The sequence below is a fragment of the Marinibaculum pumilum genome (assembly GCF_042646425.1).
In the GTDB taxonomy this organism is placed as follows: Bacteria; Pseudomonadota; Alphaproteobacteria; order Ferrovibrionales; family Ferrovibrionaceae; genus Marinibaculum; species Marinibaculum pumilum.
Genome location: NZ_JBHRTR010000022.1, coordinates 33,090 through 47,438 on the forward strand (window position 1 = coordinate 33,090; position 14,349 = coordinate 47,438).

Here is a 14,349-nt window from a genome sequence, read left to right on the forward strand (position 1 = left end):
CACTCTGCGGCCTCAGTGCTCGAGGAAGGCGATGGGGCGGCGGGTCTGCCAGCACAGCCCGCAGGTGCCGCAGCAGTCGGTCCGGCCGACCTGTGCCGGGCAGACGACAGCGCCGGGCGCTGCGTCCGCGGGCCGCTCGACGACTTCGGTTGCGCGCTCTCCCTGGCAGCCGCTGAACCGGATCGCGAACCGATCCCAGCGCGCCTGGCTCATGGTCTCCAAGAGCGCGCCGATCTCGCTGTCGCGCGGCCAAGCCGTGTACCCGTAGGCATGCAGGGCTGGGTAGTCGCAGAGCCATTCCGCCCAGCGGTGCACATAGGCGGCGCTGTAGAAATCCCCCAGGACGTGCAGCCGGACGATGAAGCCGTCCGGGTGGTCTTCCTGCAGCTCGGCCAGTTCCTCCTGCAGGCGGGCCTCGAGGAACGGCCCGTGCATCACCCGCGTCGAGAAATGCATCTTGTTGCCGTAGCAGGTCCGCCACTGCAGGCAGGTCCGCGGACAGGTCGCGCGCTCCTCGAGGGTCAGGGTGTAGATCGGCATCCCCGCCCACCGGCTCTTGATCGCCAGCCGGCCGATCTTCGCGTTGTGGTGGCCGGACTTGAGGATCCGGTCGACCAGGGACGGGTGCTGCACCATCGCCGGATAGCGCGTGCGGCCCTCCACAGCCGCCCCGTGGTCTTCGGCCAGCTCGCTGCCGGCGCACTTGCGCTCGTGCTTCTGGAATCGGCGCATGGTGCTGGCGCTGACCATCACTCCGCTGCCTCCATGGATGCCGTGACCTCGTAGTCGCCAGGGCGCTCCAAGGCTCGCCGGCAGGGCGGGATCCAGGTCAGCGTCGTCGCGCCGCCGAATCCCTTCAGCCAGACCAGCCAGCAGTAGGCGGTCGCCGTCGATGCATCGGGATCGCAGCGCCCGCGCACCATCGGCAGGCGCTCTACGAACTGCGCGACGATCGTCGGCGGGTGCGGCTGGAAAAGAGCTTCCCAGCGCCCGCAGCCCTCCAGGAACCCGGTGCGCACCAGGAGCGCGACACCTTCGCGCGGCCTTAGATCCAGGGCCCGGCGCGCGAACTGGTCGGCCAGCCGGAAAGGTGGGTTCGTGATGATCCAGTCGATGCCCTGGGCGCGGATGCAGGGCGATTCCAGACCGGGAATCAGGAAGTCGAACACGGCGTCCTGGCAGTCGACCGCCTCGTCGCCGTAGTCGTGCACATCGCTGCTGCGGACGATCCCGAAATACTCGCGCAGCGGCCGCACCATGAAGCCGCGGTTGCTCGCCGGCTCCCAAACGGAATGTCCGCGCAGGTGGGCCAGCATCTCGATATGGCCGGCCCGTCGCAGCGCGGGCCCAATGACGTATTCCACCAGCGCCCGCGTACCCCACTGCTGAGTCGGGAAGTCGTCGAGGCTGTCCCGCGCCTCCTGGCGCTGCGCCATCACCGCATGTGATCGGTTCTGCCGCACCTTCAGCGCATCCTGGCATGCGGCGCTCATCGGCGAGACCTCCGCCGGTCGAGTTCGGCCAGCAGGGTGCGCTCGAAGCGATCGGCAAGGTGGCGCATGTCGGACAGCCGTCCGATCAGCTGCTCGACCTCGGAGGTGGAGAACCGCTTGCCTTCCTCACTATCGGGGTGAATGGCTGCGTCCAGGTCGGTGCAGAGCTTGCCCCAGGCCCCAGAGGCGTTCAGGAAGGCTTGCAGAGGGCTGCAGTCACTGTCGCTGTTGCGGGCCCGCTCGCCGGTCGCAAGAAACATCTCTGCGAAGTACCCGCGCCCGCCCTGGCTGACCGCGGCGAACTCCAGGCGGATCGCCTCGTCGACCTTCAAGCGGCTGTTGCGGAGCGGGTCGGCGCAGTCGTAGAGGTAGCTGCCCGGCTTGCCGATGAACTCGCCAGCGGCGTCCGGGCCGCCCAGAGCGACGAAGCTCTGATAGATGGCATGGTGCTCCGTGCCCGGAGAACGCGGCTTCGTCATCTTCCGAAATTCCCAAGCTGATTCGACGTGACCCAGGCCGCACCGCCTGCCATGTCATTGCGTGTGGCAACGACGGGGGCGGGCATGGGAGTTACTCGGCTGCCGGCTGCATCGCCGGCGGTGCGGCCGGTTGGGTGGAGTAGAAATCCGCGGGGCCGACCTCGCCGTTGGTCACCTCGTGGATGCGCTGCATCTGCTCCGGGCGCGGAATTCGCTGCCCGTCGAGATACCGGGACACGGTCGGGTGCTTCACGCCGATCCGCCTGGCGAATTCGGCGCCCGAAATGCCTTCCCGTTTCAGAAAGTCTGCGAGCCTCATGATGACCGATATAACCGTATCGGTACGTTCTGGCAAGGTGGATGTACCGAAATCCCACCTTACCGGACTGGCACGCACGCGGCACGATGCCGGGATGGCGAACCGAATTCGCGAGATCCGGCTGGCACAGGACCGCACGCTAGACGACGTGGCGGCGAAGATGGACATGGAACCGCAGACCTTGTCGCGCCTGGAGCGCGGCAAGCTGGAGCTGCGGGAGCGCCATATCCGCGATGCCGCGCGCGTTCTGCGGGTTCCGGTCTGCGAGATCCTGGAGAAGCCGCAGGAACGGCCGGTGGAGCCGGACCAGCCGCCGATCGTCGACCTTGAGGACGGGCTGCGGATCCTCTCCGGCTACGACGTTCGGGTGTCGGCTGGCTTCGGTGCCCTGGCTGTCGAGGAAGCGGAGATCGAGCGCTGGGGCATCCCCGCCCGCTGGATGCGCCGCGCAACCGGCGCCTGTGTGGTCGTGGAGGTCTGGGGCGACAGCATGGAGCCGATGCTGTTCAGCGGCGACAAGGTCGTGATCGATGCCGGTGACACCAACCCCTCGCCGCCTGGCGTCTTCGTCCTATGGGACGGCGGCGGAACCGTCATCAAGCAGGTAGAGCGGATCATGGGTACGCGCGATCCCGTGATGCTCCGCATCCGCAGCAAGAACCACGACTATGAGCCATACGAGCTGCCGGCCGAAGAGGTTCGCATCGCCGGCCGGGTGATCGGGCTGATGAGGCGGCTGTGAGCGGGGACGAAACACCAATTACTCGCTACGTGATCCAGCGCAAGGATATCGAGGAAGCGCTAGACGACAGCCGGATGCTCGTCGATGGGTGCCCGTCCTGTCATTCAAAAGACTTGAGCCTGAGCCAAGAAGACAACGGCGACGTTTCTGTCACCTTTTTACCGTCGATTAATGCGGACACTGGGTCCCCGTATTTCGGAAAGGGCCATGTTGTCGTACCGATTTTCTGCCGCAATTGCGGATACGGGATGTTTTTCCATCTGAGAGCACTGCTCGATCGTGCCAAACGGCTCCGAATGGAGGCTTCTGGCAATGACGGTTGACCAGTTTCCTCCCGATCGCATCTTCCGCGACCAACCCTTGCGCACTGGCGGCCCTGGCGGCACATATAACGACATGGAACGCGTCGCTGCACTTGAAGCCCACATGGAGCATGTCCGCGACGACGTGCGCGACATCAAGGACGCTCTGACCCGCATCGAGGACAAGCTCGGCGACAAGGCCAGCTCGCGAGAAGTGGCCAACTGGTCTCTCGCTGGCATCGGCATCGGCCTGGCGCTGTTCGCCGCCACAATCGGGGTGATCGCGATCGCCGTGACCGTTTGGGGCCCGACGCCCTAAGCCTCCCCCAGCATCTCCGCCAGCCCGTCCAGGGCCTCCGCGAACCGCTCATCCCCGCTCGGCAGCCGCCAGAGCGCATGATGCGTCCTGCGCGCCGGGTTGTGCCAGACACCCAGCCATTCGCACACCATCACCTGCCCGTGCCGCCGCTCCCGCCACCGATAGCGCGCGCCCGGCGCCGGCGGCCTGATCCAGTCATCTTCCTGCATCGCTGCATCTTCTGACCTGGCCGGCGGCTGGGCAAGCGCCTGGCTGCCGCCGTGCCCTACCTCAGAAAGTACCGTTTTCGCACTTTCTGCCCTTGCGTATATGTACCGTTATGGTTATATCTCTCTCAACGAACCGAAACGGTACTAGCGAGACCCCCGATGCCCAGCCCCTACCAGATCGCCCCGGCCTCGAGCGGCCACCTGAGCATCCGCAGCCCGTCCGGCGCCTCCTACGAGATCGACCGGGCGACGGCGGCGGAAGACGCGGCGCGGCTGCGGTCGGCCGTCGGCATCCGGGCGATGCACATCAGGATCCGCCCGGCCCGCCGGCTGCTGCTGGACTTCGCGATGGAGCCGGCACAGCGCGCGGCGGTGGCGGATGCGATCGACGCGGCGCTTGCGGCGCCGGTGCTGGCAGAGGCGGCGGAGTGATGGGCGCCCGCGATCAGCTGGCCGACCTGAGCCGGGACGCGGAAGACCTCTACGGCGCCATGCACATGCTCGCCGAGTTCGGCCCCGACGACGTGCTGCCGGTCTACGACCCGGCGGCGCTGAAAGAGGCGGCCCGCAAGCTGATGCACGTCGCATGGGCGGCGCAGCGGGAGCGGGCGGCGGAACAGATCGACAGCACAGGGAGGGACGCGGCGTGAGCAACCGATACCGGCACCACAAGTACACCTGGACGAAACCTTTCGGCAGCGAGCGGCATCATTGGGAACTGGTTGGCCCGGACGGCGCTATCCACTTCCACGCAAGCGGGCCGTACAGCCACAACGACGGGGAATACGCCTGCGGGCTGGAGATCCACTATTGCAGCCCGCCCGACTACATGCGGGACCATGCGCCGTCGCATGTGAACTGCCCGCTGACCGGCGGTCGCTGCTGGCACGACGGCACCAGCCTCTACGCCAGCGAAACGCTGTGGCCGGTCGTTCGCAGCTACCTGCGCAGCGGCGAGCATGAGGCGATCTTCCGCATCCTGGAAGGCGAGGCCGACGAGCGGTTCGGCTACCGACCGGAAGGCGATGACGAGGCCGCCGCCCTGTCGGGTGACGCGGCATGACCTACGAACGCGAGATCGACGAAGACGAGCGCCGCGAGGCCATCGACTTCCGCCGCGCCATGTCCCGCCGTCGCAGCTGCCTTTGCGGGTATCCAGATTGGCCCGGCCAGTGCCCCGGCCCGGCGTTCTGTCCGGTCCATGGCGAAGATCTGGGGCCGGAGGACGCGGCATGAGCGAGACCAACCTGCAGGGCCTGGTGCTGGCAATCCGCAAGGAGTTCGGCCGGGACCGCCAGATCCTGCACTACAGCTTCACCGGGCGGCAGCGCCTCAACGAGATCATGGACAAGGCGTTGCTGGCAGACGCGGCGCAGCGCACCGACACCACCGCAGTGGAGCCGGCGTTGCCGACGCCGACCGAAACAGCGGCTCGGATCGAGCAGGCGCTTGCAACCCTGCAGGCGCACGACGCGCACACCCGCGGCGTCATCGTCGGCGTGCTGATCGCCGCGGGCTGGCGGCCGCCAACCGACACCGATGCCCCCGCCCCGGCCAAGCGGCCCCAGGGGTTCCCCGAGCTGCTGCCCGACTTCAAGGCGGAAGCAGATCGGCCGGATGAGGTCGTCGCCCTCCGCGCGCAGGTCGAGGGGCTGGCGGCGGCGTGCGAGGCATGGCTTGCCATCGTCGGAGACAGCCAGGGCATCTACGGCATGCACCTGAACGGCGATCCGTCGCCGTGGAGTGAGTTCGAAAGCGAGATCAGCGCCACGGAAGCCGCACTCACCGCAATAGGGAGGCGGGCCGATGCGAAAGGCTGACCAGATCCGCAGCCGCAAGCTGGCTGCAAGGCGCAAGCGGAAGGTCTGCAAAGGGCCGCAGACGTTCCCGCGGCTGATGGCGAGGCGGCGCCGGGTTGCGGCCTTGGCCGGCTCCCCGTTGTCCGCTGGGCTGGCGTTGATGCTGGCGGCGGCGAAAGAGGCCGGGCGCGGTCTGCGGGTCGAATGCCTCGATGCGCCACGGCTGGAGCTGCCGATGTTCGCCGCCCTCGACCGGGAGCCCCGCGCATGACCGGGGACTGCAAGACCCTCGGCCAGGTAGCCGCCCGCGTCGTCAACGACACCGCCGACCGGATGCACGCGACCCAGGCGAACGAACTGCTTTGCGACGCAGCGTTTGCGGTCTCTCGGCACGACGCGGCGAGCCTGGCGCTTATCGCCGACAGGCTGGCGAAGCGGGCGGCGGCATGGACTGAGGCGCAGGCCGGCGGCCCGGCGGTGGAGCGGAGGGCTGCGGAATGAAGGACGTCGACGAGTTCAAGACGTGGCTGACCGACCGCGGTGCCGAGATCCTGGCCCCGACGAACCCCTATGAGGTTCTGCGCTTCCGTTCGTCCCGGTCCGTCTCGGTGATCTACCAGAACAACAAGGGGCGGCGGTCCTTCACCGGCGAGGCGTCGGACGCCTTCGATGCCTTCAAGGCTGGCAGGAAGTGGACGGCCGGGTTCAACAGGCGTCGCTACTACGGCGGCGAGAAGGCCCGATTGATCGAAACGCTGTTGGCCCGCGACGGCAACGAATGCTGCCTGTGCGGCCGGCCGATGCCTGACGACGACATGACCGTCGAGCACATCGTGCCGATCGGCGCCGGCGGGACCAACCATCAGAACAACCTCGGCCTGGCGCACGAGCAGTGCAACCGCAAGGCCGGGCACATGAACGCCGTCGCCAAGATGCGGCTGCGCGACGAACTGCGGAGTGCGCAGCCATGAAGCTGATCCTCCGCAACGCCCTGATCGTGATCGCGCTGGTTCTGCTGGTCGCGGCGCTGTCGCTGGACCTGCGCCCCGGCGAATGGGTGATCCGGTGATCCGGCGCTTCCTTTTCAACCTCGCCGCCCTGGCGGCTTTGATCGGCGCCGCTTGGGCGCTGGTGATCCTGGTGGCCGCTGCCACCGCAACCCTGTGAGGCCGACATGACGACGACAGCAGACGATTACAGCTGGTGGCGCGACGCCCTGGCTGGCAAGGCGCCGAAGATCCACGACAGCGACCCGCAGGCCGGGTTCTATCGGCAGCGCCGGAAGGACAGCACCTATGTGCCCGTCGCCATCTGGTGGGCGACAGGCGTCGACGGCGGCCGCGAGGCGGTGTGCCTGTCCGGTGTGGGCGACGACGCCCGGCGCATCGACGCCGCGGAGGCCTGGACCTTCGTCGCGCAGAACCCCGTCACCGAGAAGGTCTACCGCCGCGCTTTCGAGGGCCACGGCTGGCCCGACATGGACAACGCCGCGGCACCGCCAACCGCCGGCCACAATCAGCCCCCGCCGGCCGACGATGCCGCAGCGATCCGCGAGCAGATCGACGCTGCCGCCGCGGGCGTGCCGAAGTACGCGACCATCGCCGACGACGAACACGCCGCCGCGGCGCAGAGCCTGCGCGCCAGGCTGAACGAACTGAGCCGCGAGGCCGACAAGCTGCGGACGGCGGAGAAGGCGCCGCACCTGGAAGCCGGGAAGGCCGTCGATGCGAAGTGGCAGCCGATCGTCAAGGATGCCAAGGCCCACGCCGACACGCTCGCCAAGAACCTGAGCGCCTACGAGACGGCGAAGGCGCGAGCCGCGGAGAAGGCCCGGCGCGAGGCCGAGGAGGCTCGCCGGAAAGCCGAGGAGGAGGCGCGCAAGGCGGCGGAGCCGAACAGCGGGCCGGCGATGGAGGTTCAGAGTGTCTACGTCCCGCCGGAGCCCGAGCCGGCCCCGGTGCAGACCACCATCAAGGGCGGCTACGGCCGGGCCGCGTCGGTGAAGGTCATCAAGGTCGCGACCGTGGTCGACCAGGACAAGGCCTACATGGCGATGCGCACCCATCCCGAACTGCGCGACCTGATCTCCAGACTGGCACAGCGCGCCGTGGCCGCCGGGCACACCATCGACGGCGTCGAGGTCAGCGAGGAAAGGAAGGTCGCATGAACGCCCCTGTCGAGAACCTGCCGGCGCGCCGCGAACTGGCCGCCGGCGGCAGCGTCCGCGCCATCGTTCCCCAGACGATGGAGGATGCCTACCGCCTCGCCTCCGCAGTCGTGAAGGCCGGGATGGCGCCGCGGGACATGAACAGCCCGGAAAAATGCCTCATCGCGATCATGCAGGGGATGGAAGTCGGATTGAAGCCGCTGCAGGCCATCCAGCGGATCGCCGTCATCAACGGCCGCCCGACCATCTGGGGCGATGCTGCCATGGGCCTGGTGCGGGCCTCCGGCGCCTGCGAGTACGTCCGGGAGTGGACCGAAGGCAAGGGCGACGACTACACCGCCTTCTGCAAGGCGAAGCGCCGCGACGAGGACGAACCGATCGTCGGGCAGTTCTCCGTCGGCGACGCGAAGCGGGCGAAGCTCTGGGGCAAGAACGGGCCCTGGACGGAGTATCCGCGGCGCATGCTGCAGATGCGCGCCCGCAGCTTTGCCCTGCGCGACGGCTTTGCGGACGTGCTCGGCGGGCTCTATGTGGCGGAGGAGCTGGGCTACGACGATTCCATGCGGGACGTGACGCCGCAGGAGCTGGAAACGAGCGAGCCGCCGCGCCCGCGGGCCGCGGTCGCCCCGCCTCCGTCGCCCCCACCGGCCGACGACGAGCCCGAACCCGCCGACGACTTCCCGGGCGATTTCCCAGAGTCGGACGGAGCCGCCGAGGTCGCGGCCGGCGATGGCGACCCGGAGCCCTGGCCGTTCCAGCCGTTGCGCGGGACGCAGAGCGTGCTGGCGACGGGCGAGGCCTGGCACGAGCGGTTCAAGGGTGTCCTGGAGGCGCAGAGCGCCGCCAAGGCTGTCTCCGAACTCTGGCGCCAGAACGCCGCAATGCTCGATCGGCTCGATCGGGCAGAGCCGGAGCTGTTCGAAGAACTGCGGGGCATCGCCTCCGAGAAGGGAGCGAGCGTCTGATGCACGGCAACCAGATCCAGGGGGACACCATGACCGATCAACCCGCCGCTGAAACTCTCGAGTCCTACCTGCTGGACTACTGGGAATCGATCGCCAGCGGCATGCTGAAGAAGCGCGGGCGCCATAGGGTCCTCCGCCGGATCGATGAGCACCAGCTACATGAAACGGTCAGCTACGCCAGGCGGCCAACCGCCCCGGTGAACACTGTCAATCTGGTCGTGGTCGACACCGAGACGACCGGACTGGACCCCGACCATGACGAGGTGGTGGAGATCGCGGCTCGGCCGGTCACGATCGTGGAGCCGCTCGACCCGAAAGACAGCTGTCCGGCGGCACTCGCAAGCCACCAGCAGCCGGCTTTTGTCGGCCGCCGCGAGCCCGGCGTTCCGATGTCCGAGGGCGCGGCCAAGGTCACCGGCATCAGCACCGAGGCCTTGGCAGGTCAGGCGATCGACGAAGCGGCGCTGCGGAAGGTCTTCGATGGCGTCGACCTGGTGGTCGCGCACAACGCGCGTTTCGACCGGGCAATGTGCATCAACCTCTGGCCCTGGATGGCGGATCTGGATTGGGCGTGCAGCGACCGCGATATCGGGTGGCGCGACTTCGGCGCCCACAGCCACAACCTGCAGGCCCTCGCCAACTGGCAGGGCTTCTATTTCGAGGGCGCGCACGGTGCCGAGGCCGACGTGCAGGCGCTCCTGCACACCCTGGCCGTGCCCGTCCTGACCGGCGAGCCCCCGGAGACGCCGTTCGATCCCCACCCCACCACAACCGGCTTCGCAGAGCTGCTGCGCTCCTGGAATGCCGGCACGGTCCGCGTCTTCGCCTGGGGCTCGCCCTTCCACACCAAAGACCGGCTGCGGCTGCGCGGGTACCGCTGGGATCCCGGATATCGCGTCTGGTTCCGCGACATGCTCGGCCCGGCCCCGTCCGATGACGCGCCGCTCGGCACCGAGATGCAGGCCGAGGCCGAATGGCTGGCCGCGGAATGCTCCGTCACGGCCCCGGAGTTCCGCGGCCTGTCGAACCAGGAGCGGTGGGCCTGATGAGCGGCGACAACCAGGAGACCGAAGCCATGAACAGCATCATCGACACCGCCGACATTTCGGAGGATGAGGACGGCTACACGCGGGAGCACATGGAGGCCACGGAACAGCCGACCCGCGAAAAGGTCGAGTTCTTCGTGCAGATGAAGTCCTGGACCCTGTCCGACATGGAAGAACTGATCGTCGAGGCCGCGGCACGGCAGATCGTCGGCCGGCGCAGCGACACCGACCTCGCGAAGCGGATCGAAGCCCGGTGCATCGACCTGGTGTCGCAGAAGATCGACGACACGCTCGCCCCGGTGACCACCGAAATCCTAGAGCAGCCGATCACCGCCCCGTCTAGCAAAGAGCCGGTCTCCATGCGGGAGTTCGTCGGCCTGTGCGGTCGGGAGTTCCTGTCGCAGCGGGTGAACCGCGAGGGCAATCCGACCACAGACGGTTGGGCGAGCGACGGCAGGCCGCGTATCGAGCGGATAGTCGAGCGGCTGCTGTTGGATCGTTTCAAGCAAGAGGTCGAGAAGGCCACCAACGAGGCTATCCGCGAGGTCCGGGCCGCACTGAAGGCGAAGCAGGATGAGATCCTGAAGGCCGAGACGGCGCGAGTGCGCGAGGCCATCGCCTCAACCCTGGCCGAGAAAGCCTGATGCGTGACGTTCCGGGCGATCTCGTCGACGGCGGGGAGAATGCGCCCAGCCACGACGCCGGCGGCAAGGCCTGCTGGCCGCTGCTGCCGGGCTATCGCGGCGCCGCCACCTTCGCAGGGCCCGGCGATTGCTATCGGCTGCGGCTGATCCGCGACAGGGAGACGGCGCCATATGCGCCATACGCGCTCTGGGTCGGCATGAACCCCTCGACGGCGGAAGCCGAGGTCGACGATCCCACCATCCGGCGCGAGCTCGCGTTCACGGAGCAATGGCCGGTCGGCGCCTACTGGAAGATCAATGTCGGCGACTATCGCGCCACTGATCCGCGCGCGTTGCGCAGCGCGCCCGTGCCGTTGGTGGCGCCCGGTTCCCTCCGTCGCAAGGTCAACACCGCCCGCGTCGCGAAGCTGGTCGTGATGGCCTTTGGCCGGCTGCCACCGGTCCTGTTGCCGCATGGCCGCAACCTGGTCGAAGCATTCGCCGAAGCGGGCATCGACATGCTCTGCCTCGGTGTCACCGCCGACGGCAGCCCGAAGCACACCCTTGCCCGCGGCCGCCACCGAATCCCGAACGATGCACCGCTGCAACCATGGGATCCAACGCCGTGGCTGAACCGCGCGGCAGAGGGGGGCGCAAGCTAATGGTGGCCTACTCGTTCCAGCGCCAGTTCGTGGATCCCATCCTGTCCGGCCGGAAGCAGCAGACCATCCGGGCGCCGCGGATCGGCCGCAGCCGGCATGCGCGGCCCGGTGAGCAGCTGCAGCTCTATGTCGGCATGCGGACTCGGCATTGCCGGCTGGTCGGCCGGGCGAAGGCCTTCCGCGTCCGAGCGATCGAGGTCGCTCTGCATGCCCTCGATCCCGCCCTGGATTTCGTGGACCTCGCCGCCACCACCGGGGCGATGGCCGTGCAGCACCGGGCCGACTGGCTCGATCTGTTCGCCGTGTCCGACGGCTTCGCGTCCTGGGCTGAGATGCGCGCCTTCTGGCTTAGGCACAACGTGCCGCCCGAGTTCGGCAAGCCGGATGGGCCCTTCCCGAACGGCGCGGTCTGGGATGGCGTGCTTATCGAGTGGCGACGCTTCGAGCCCGGGGCGACGTTCTCGACAGCAGCGGCACCGATGATGGAAGGCGCCGATGGCTGACGACACCAAGATCGAATGGACCGATGCGACGGTCAATTTCTGGTGGGGCTGCACCAAGGTCGGGCCGGGATGCGACGGCTGCTATGCCGAGGCATGGGACCGCCGTGCCGGCGGCGCGCATTGGGGCCAGGGCGTGCCCCGGCGCAAGATCAAGAGCGCTGTGCAGACCCTGCACCGCCTCGACAACGGTTACTCCTGGTGGGCAGCGGATCACGCCATCGGCAAGATCAATCCGACGCTCCGCCGCCGCGTTTTCCTGCAGTCGATGTCGGACATGTTCGACCTTGAGGTGCCGCTCGACTGGTTCCGGGAGGCATGGGAGACGATCGAGGCCTGCGACCGCCTGGCGCTCCAGATCCTTACCAAGCGGGTCAGCGCCGTCGAGAAGCGGCTCGACGCAATCGGGCGCACGGAATGGCCGCAGCATGCCGGCCTGATGATCACGGTGGTCAACCAGCCGGAGGCCGCCCGCGACGTGCCGCGCCTGCTGGCGCTGAAGGAACGGCTGCGGATCCCGTGGGTCGGCCTGTCGTGCGAGCCGCTGCTCGGGCCGATAGATCTGCGGCCATGGCTGCCGGGCTGCTACGAGTGCGCCGAAGAATGTGGCTGGCGCTCAGGGACAGCGCCGCCGGAGGACGTGTGCCACGCTTGCGGCTGGATTGGCACCAATGCCGGCGAGTTCTGCTGTCGCTGCGGCAAGCAGGATTTCGGCTCTGTGTGCCCGCGATGCGAGGCGAACGCCGTTCATCAGCACCCCGACACCCCGACCCTGGACTGGGTGATTGCCGGCGGCGAGAGCGGAGGCGGCGCCCGTCCGCCACCCGACGGCGGGTTCGACAGCCTTCGGGATCAGTGCACGGCTGCCGGCGTCGCATTCTTCCTGAAGCAGCATGGCGAGTGGATCGGCGTTCGTGACCTTCGAAACCTTCCGGGTGGCGGCGGTCCAGGCTTCGGCGCCTATGACCATTGCCCCTATGACCGAGAGGCCGAGGCCGTTCGCGTCGGCAAAAGGCGCGCCGGCCGCATGCTCGACGGACAGGTCTGGGACCAGATACCCGCCACCCACCAGGAGGGTGCGAACAGATGACGAGCGACACGTTCTTTCGCCGCCTCCACGGAACATTGGGTCTCGCCTGCATCGCCATCGCATGGGCTGGGGTCAAGTTCGCCGGCATGACGGCAGAAGATTCCTTCACGCTGCTGGCCGCCGGTGCATTCAACGTCGGCATCGCCGCACTGTGGTTCCGAGACTGACCATGCCCCGCGCCGCCAAAGCAGGATGACCGCCCGCCTGCCCATAGAGCGCCTGCCCGACTGGCCGTTCGGGCTGGACCGCACCCAGGCCGCGACCTATCTCGGTGTCGGCGTGACGACTTTCGACGAGATGGTCGGCGACGGTCGCATGCCTCCGCCACGCGAGATCGGCCGGCGCCGGCTATGGCCCCGGCCGCTGCTCGAAGCGGCATTCCTGCAGCTGCCCGGTGGTGACCTTGACGGCGGCGCCCCGAACCCCTGGGATGACCCCGACCCATGACGGAGGCGCCCGGGGTGAAGGTCAAGCTGCGCTACCTCCTGCCCGATATCGATCGCCACGGCAATCCGCGGCTCTATGTCCGCGTGCCCGGGCGCAAGCGCGTGCGGATTCGTGAGACGCCCGGCACGCCGGAGTTCCTGGCAGCCTATCAGGCGGCTATCGCCGGGACGGCCGGAACGGCTGACGCCCGACCGGCGCAGAAGCCGCCGGCGGCACCGCAAACGCTGCGCTGGCTCGTCGAGCGGTATCTGCAGTCGACGGACTTCCTGCAGCTGGGGGAGCGCACCCGATATGTCCGGCGCGGCATCCTCGACAGGATCACCGAGGCCAAGGGCGACAAGCCCTATGCCCGACTGGAGCCCCGCCACATCCGGGAGTTCTTCCGCGACCCCCATGTCGAGCACCCGGAGGCCGGCAACGCCAAGGTGAAGGCGCTGCGCCAGCTGTTCCGGTGGGCCTGCGACGACACCGTCGGCCTGGCGCGCGACAACCCGGCCGCCCGGGTGCCCTACCTGCGCCCGAACAACCCCGATGGCTTCCACACCTGGACGATCGCGGAAGTGGCGCAGTTCTATCAGCGGCACCCGCTCGGCACGAAGCCACGGCTGGCCGCCGATCTGCTGCTGTTCACTGGCGCCAGGCGCTCCGACGCGGTCCGGCTCGGCCCCCAGATGGCACGGGCCGGCCGCCTGCACTTCAGCGAGACGAAGGGCAACACCAGGATCGTGAAGCAGCGGATCCTGCCGATCCTGCCGCCCCTGCAGCGCAGCATCGACGCCTGCCCGTCCGGCCACCTGACCTACCTCGCGACCCAGCACGGCGCGCCCTACAGCAGCGCGGGATTCGGCAACTGGTTCAGGAGGCAGTGCGACGCGGCCGGCCTGCCGCAATGCTCTGCACACGGGCTGCGCAAGGCCGGCGCCACCATCCTGGCGGAGCTTGGAGCGACGACGAAGCAGCTGCAGGCCATCTACGGCTGGCGGTCGATCAAGCAGGCGGAACGGTATACCGAGGCCGCACGCCAAGCCGTCTTGGCCGACGAGGGCATGCGGCTTTTCCGTCTGCAGCTGGACCAGGACGGGAACGAAATTGTCTCACCTGTCGAGGAGTGCGCCCCGGGTGAGACAATCAGCGCGAAAAACAATGTAAAATCAACCGCCTAGAAAGGCGGTGGTGCCCAGGGGCGG

At 68.2% G+C, this 14,349-nt stretch carries 25 protein-coding genes; 20 read left to right on the forward strand and 5 right to left on the reverse strand.

Annotated elements, in window-relative coordinates; genetic code table 11:
- Positions 1-12: 12 nt before the first annotated feature.
- From ACFOGJ_RS08970 to ACFOGJ_RS08985, 4 genes are all read right to left on the reverse strand, one after another.
- Positions 13-750 (reverse strand): GP88 family protein, encoded by a 738-nt coding sequence (locus ACFOGJ_RS08970; RefSeq protein ID WP_379899524.1) that lies wholly within the window; start codon positions 748-750, stop codon positions 13-15.
- Entirely contained in the window at positions 750-1,436 is a 687-nt protein-coding gene (locus tag ACFOGJ_RS08975) for an SAM-dependent DNA methyltransferase (RefSeq protein ID WP_379899525.1), read from the reverse strand. The genes ACFOGJ_RS08970 and ACFOGJ_RS08975 overlap by 1 nt, the downstream gene beginning before the upstream one ends.
- Before the next feature lie 53 nt (positions 1,437-1,489).
- A complete protein-coding gene (locus tag ACFOGJ_RS08980; protein ID WP_379899526.1) occupies positions 1,490-1,972 on the reverse strand; it encodes a hypothetical protein in 483 nt (160 codons plus the stop codon).
- Between the two features lie 91 nt (positions 1,973-2,063).
- Positions 2,064-2,327, reverse strand: a complete 264-nt coding sequence (locus tag ACFOGJ_RS08985) for a helix-turn-helix domain-containing protein (protein WP_379899528.1) — start codon at positions 2,325-2,327, stop codon at positions 2,064-2,066.
- Between the two features lie 58 nt (positions 2,328-2,385).
- Between ACFOGJ_RS08985 and ACFOGJ_RS08990 the strand changes: the two genes are divergently transcribed.
- Genes ACFOGJ_RS08990 through ACFOGJ_RS09000 form a run of 3 tightly spaced genes read left to right on the forward strand, consistent with a single transcriptional unit; the run spans position 2,386 to position 3,654 of the window.
- A complete protein-coding gene (locus ACFOGJ_RS08990) occupies positions 2,386-3,033 on the forward strand; it encodes an XRE family transcriptional regulator (RefSeq protein ID WP_379899529.1) in 648 nt (215 codons plus the stop codon).
- On the forward strand, positions 3,030-3,356 hold the full coding sequence (locus ACFOGJ_RS08995) for a hypothetical protein (RefSeq protein WP_379899530.1): 327 nt from the start codon (positions 3,030-3,032) through the stop codon (positions 3,354-3,356). The genes ACFOGJ_RS08990 and ACFOGJ_RS08995 overlap by 4 nt, the downstream gene beginning before the upstream one ends.
- Positions 3,346-3,654 (forward strand): hypothetical protein, encoded by a 309-nt coding sequence (locus ACFOGJ_RS09000; protein WP_379899531.1) that lies wholly within the window; start codon positions 3,346-3,348, stop codon positions 3,652-3,654. Before ACFOGJ_RS08995 ends, ACFOGJ_RS09000 begins: the two co-directional genes overlap by 11 nt.
- On the opposite strand, the gene ACFOGJ_RS09005 is transcribed toward ACFOGJ_RS09000, so the two are convergent.
- Positions 3,651-3,863, reverse strand: coding sequence for a hypothetical protein (locus tag ACFOGJ_RS09005; RefSeq protein WP_379899532.1), 213 nt, complete (start codon positions 3,861-3,863; stop codon positions 3,651-3,653). The two genes, ACFOGJ_RS09000 and ACFOGJ_RS09005, sit on opposite strands and share 4 nt — an antisense overlap.
- Before the next feature lie 159 nt (positions 3,864-4,022).
- Between ACFOGJ_RS09005 and ACFOGJ_RS09010 the strand changes: the two genes are divergently transcribed.
- The 17 genes from ACFOGJ_RS09010 to ACFOGJ_RS09090 all read left to right on the forward strand — a co-directional run bounded on the left by ACFOGJ_RS09010 (position 4,023) and on the right by ACFOGJ_RS09090 (position 14,325).
- Positions 4,023-4,295, forward strand: a complete 273-nt coding sequence (locus tag ACFOGJ_RS09010) for a hypothetical protein (RefSeq protein ID WP_379899533.1) — start codon at positions 4,023-4,025, stop codon at positions 4,293-4,295.
- Positions 4,295-4,513, forward strand: coding sequence for a hypothetical protein (locus ACFOGJ_RS09015; RefSeq protein WP_379899534.1), 219 nt, complete (start codon positions 4,295-4,297; stop codon positions 4,511-4,513). Before ACFOGJ_RS09010 ends, ACFOGJ_RS09015 begins: the two co-directional genes overlap by 1 nt.
- Complete coding sequence (locus ACFOGJ_RS09020) at positions 4,510-4,926, forward strand: hypothetical protein (RefSeq protein ID WP_379899535.1); 417 nt, start codon at positions 4,510-4,512, stop codon at positions 4,924-4,926. The genes ACFOGJ_RS09015 and ACFOGJ_RS09020 overlap by 4 nt, the downstream gene beginning before the upstream one ends.
- Complete coding sequence (locus ACFOGJ_RS09025; protein ID WP_379899536.1) at positions 4,923-5,099, forward strand: hypothetical protein; 177 nt, start codon at positions 4,923-4,925, stop codon at positions 5,097-5,099. Before ACFOGJ_RS09020 ends, ACFOGJ_RS09025 begins: the two co-directional genes overlap by 4 nt.
- On the forward strand, positions 5,096-5,683 hold the full coding sequence (locus ACFOGJ_RS09030; protein ID WP_379899537.1) for a hypothetical protein: 588 nt from the start codon (positions 5,096-5,098) through the stop codon (positions 5,681-5,683). The genes ACFOGJ_RS09025 and ACFOGJ_RS09030 overlap by 4 nt, the downstream gene beginning before the upstream one ends.
- Positions 5,684-5,929: 246 nt before the next feature.
- A complete protein-coding gene (locus ACFOGJ_RS09035) occupies positions 5,930-6,163 on the forward strand; it encodes a hypothetical protein (protein ID WP_379899538.1) in 234 nt (77 codons plus the stop codon).
- Entirely contained in the window at positions 6,160-6,633 is a 474-nt protein-coding gene (locus ACFOGJ_RS09040; protein ID WP_379899539.1) for an HNH endonuclease, read from the forward strand. The genes ACFOGJ_RS09035 and ACFOGJ_RS09040 overlap by 4 nt, the downstream gene beginning before the upstream one ends.
- A gap of 203 nt (positions 6,634-6,836) precedes the next feature.
- Positions 6,837-7,829, forward strand: a complete 993-nt coding sequence (locus ACFOGJ_RS09045; RefSeq protein ID WP_379899540.1) for a hypothetical protein — start codon at positions 6,837-6,839, stop codon at positions 7,827-7,829.
- Positions 7,826-8,794, forward strand: a complete 969-nt coding sequence (locus ACFOGJ_RS09050) for a recombinase RecT (RefSeq protein ID WP_379899541.1) — start codon at positions 7,826-7,828, stop codon at positions 8,792-8,794. Before ACFOGJ_RS09045 ends, ACFOGJ_RS09050 begins: the two co-directional genes overlap by 4 nt.
- A complete protein-coding gene (locus ACFOGJ_RS09055; RefSeq protein ID WP_379899542.1) occupies positions 8,794-9,840 on the forward strand; it encodes an exonuclease domain-containing protein in 1,047 nt (348 codons plus the stop codon). Before ACFOGJ_RS09050 ends, ACFOGJ_RS09055 begins: the two co-directional genes overlap by 1 nt.
- Positions 9,840-10,484: a hypothetical protein gene (locus ACFOGJ_RS09060; protein WP_379899543.1), complete on the forward strand. Its 645-nt coding sequence runs from the start codon at positions 9,840-9,842 to the stop codon at positions 10,482-10,484. Before ACFOGJ_RS09055 ends, ACFOGJ_RS09060 begins: the two co-directional genes overlap by 1 nt.
- Complete coding sequence (locus ACFOGJ_RS09065; protein WP_379899544.1) at positions 10,484-11,125, forward strand: DUF1643 domain-containing protein; 642 nt, start codon at positions 10,484-10,486, stop codon at positions 11,123-11,125. Before ACFOGJ_RS09060 ends, ACFOGJ_RS09065 begins: the two co-directional genes overlap by 1 nt.
- Positions 11,089-11,628 carry a hypothetical protein gene (locus ACFOGJ_RS09070; protein ID WP_379899545.1) on the forward strand — a complete coding sequence of 180 codons (540 nt, stop codon included), beginning with the start codon at positions 11,089-11,091 and terminating at the stop codon, positions 11,626-11,628. Before ACFOGJ_RS09065 ends, ACFOGJ_RS09070 begins: the two co-directional genes overlap by 37 nt.
- Positions 11,621-12,715 (forward strand): DUF5131 family protein, encoded by a 1,095-nt coding sequence (locus tag ACFOGJ_RS09075; RefSeq protein ID WP_379899546.1) that lies wholly within the window; start codon positions 11,621-11,623, stop codon positions 12,713-12,715. The genes ACFOGJ_RS09070 and ACFOGJ_RS09075 overlap by 8 nt, the downstream gene beginning before the upstream one ends.
- Complete coding sequence (locus tag ACFOGJ_RS09080; RefSeq protein WP_379899547.1) at positions 12,712-12,882, forward strand: hypothetical protein; 171 nt, start codon at positions 12,712-12,714, stop codon at positions 12,880-12,882. The genes ACFOGJ_RS09075 and ACFOGJ_RS09080 overlap by 4 nt, the downstream gene beginning before the upstream one ends.
- Before the next feature lie 25 nt (positions 12,883-12,907).
- On the forward strand, positions 12,908-13,162 hold the full coding sequence (locus ACFOGJ_RS09085) for a helix-turn-helix transcriptional regulator (RefSeq protein ID WP_379899548.1): 255 nt from the start codon (positions 12,908-12,910) through the stop codon (positions 13,160-13,162).
- Complete coding sequence (locus ACFOGJ_RS09090) at positions 13,159-14,325, forward strand: tyrosine-type recombinase/integrase (RefSeq protein WP_379899549.1); 1,167 nt, start codon at positions 13,159-13,161, stop codon at positions 14,323-14,325. Before ACFOGJ_RS09085 ends, ACFOGJ_RS09090 begins: the two co-directional genes overlap by 4 nt.
- Positions 14,326-14,349: the final 24 nt, after the last annotated feature.

What these genes read in the sequence shown, in the direction of transcription:
- ACFOGJ_RS08970 (WP_379899524.1), bottom strand. Translation starts at nt 750, where the DNA reads ATGGTCAGCGCCAGCACCATGCGCCGATTCCAGAAGCACGAGCGCAAG.
- ACFOGJ_RS08975 (WP_379899525.1), bottom strand. Translation starts at nt 1,436, where the DNA reads ATGGCGCAGCGCCAGGAGGCGCGGGACAGCCTCGACGACTTCCCGACT.
- ACFOGJ_RS08980 (WP_379899526.1), bottom strand. Translation starts at nt 1,972, where the DNA reads ATGACGAAGCCGCGTTCTCCGGGCACGGAGCACCATGCCATCTATCAG.
- ACFOGJ_RS08990 (WP_379899529.1), top strand. Translation starts at nt 2,386, where the DNA reads ATGGCGAACCGAATTCGCGAGATCCGGCTGGCACAGGACCGCACGCTA.
- ACFOGJ_RS09000 (WP_379899531.1), top strand. Translation starts at nt 3,346, where the DNA reads ATGACGGTTGACCAGTTTCCTCCCGATCGCATCTTCCGCGACCAACCC.
- ACFOGJ_RS09005 (WP_379899532.1), bottom strand. Translation starts at nt 3,863, where the DNA reads ATGCAGGAAGATGACTGGATCAGGCCGCCGGCGCCGGGCGCGCGCTAT.
- ACFOGJ_RS09010 (WP_379899533.1), top strand. Translation starts at nt 4,023, where the DNA reads ATGCCCAGCCCCTACCAGATCGCCCCGGCCTCGAGCGGCCACCTGAGC.
- ACFOGJ_RS09015 (WP_379899534.1), top strand. Translation starts at nt 4,295, where the DNA reads ATGGGCGCCCGCGATCAGCTGGCCGACCTGAGCCGGGACGCGGAAGAC.
- ACFOGJ_RS09025 (WP_379899536.1), top strand. Translation starts at nt 4,923, where the DNA reads ATGACCTACGAACGCGAGATCGACGAAGACGAGCGCCGCGAGGCCATC.
- ACFOGJ_RS09030 (WP_379899537.1), top strand. Translation starts at nt 5,096, where the DNA reads ATGAGCGAGACCAACCTGCAGGGCCTGGTGCTGGCAATCCGCAAGGAG.
- ACFOGJ_RS09035 (WP_379899538.1), top strand. Translation starts at nt 5,930, where the DNA reads ATGACCGGGGACTGCAAGACCCTCGGCCAGGTAGCCGCCCGCGTCGTC.
- ACFOGJ_RS09040 (WP_379899539.1), top strand. Translation starts at nt 6,160, where the DNA reads ATGAAGGACGTCGACGAGTTCAAGACGTGGCTGACCGACCGCGGTGCC.
- ACFOGJ_RS09045 (WP_379899540.1), top strand. Translation starts at nt 6,837, where the DNA reads ATGACGACGACAGCAGACGATTACAGCTGGTGGCGCGACGCCCTGGCT.
- ACFOGJ_RS09050 (WP_379899541.1), top strand. Translation starts at nt 7,826, where the DNA reads ATGAACGCCCCTGTCGAGAACCTGCCGGCGCGCCGCGAACTGGCCGCC.
- ACFOGJ_RS09055 (WP_379899542.1), top strand. Translation starts at nt 8,794, where the DNA reads ATGCACGGCAACCAGATCCAGGGGGACACCATGACCGATCAACCCGCC.
- ACFOGJ_RS09060 (WP_379899543.1), top strand. Translation starts at nt 9,840, where the DNA reads ATGAGCGGCGACAACCAGGAGACCGAAGCCATGAACAGCATCATCGAC.
- ACFOGJ_RS09065 (WP_379899544.1), top strand. Translation starts at nt 10,484, where the DNA reads ATGCGTGACGTTCCGGGCGATCTCGTCGACGGCGGGGAGAATGCGCCC.
- ACFOGJ_RS09075 (WP_379899546.1), top strand. Translation starts at nt 11,621, where the DNA reads ATGGCTGACGACACCAAGATCGAATGGACCGATGCGACGGTCAATTTC.
- ACFOGJ_RS09080 (WP_379899547.1), top strand. Translation starts at nt 12,712, where the DNA reads ATGACGAGCGACACGTTCTTTCGCCGCCTCCACGGAACATTGGGTCTC.
- ACFOGJ_RS09085 (WP_379899548.1), top strand. Translation starts at nt 12,908, where the DNA reads ATGACCGCCCGCCTGCCCATAGAGCGCCTGCCCGACTGGCCGTTCGGG.
- ACFOGJ_RS09090 (WP_379899549.1), top strand. Translation starts at nt 13,159, where the DNA reads ATGACGGAGGCGCCCGGGGTGAAGGTCAAGCTGCGCTACCTCCTGCCC.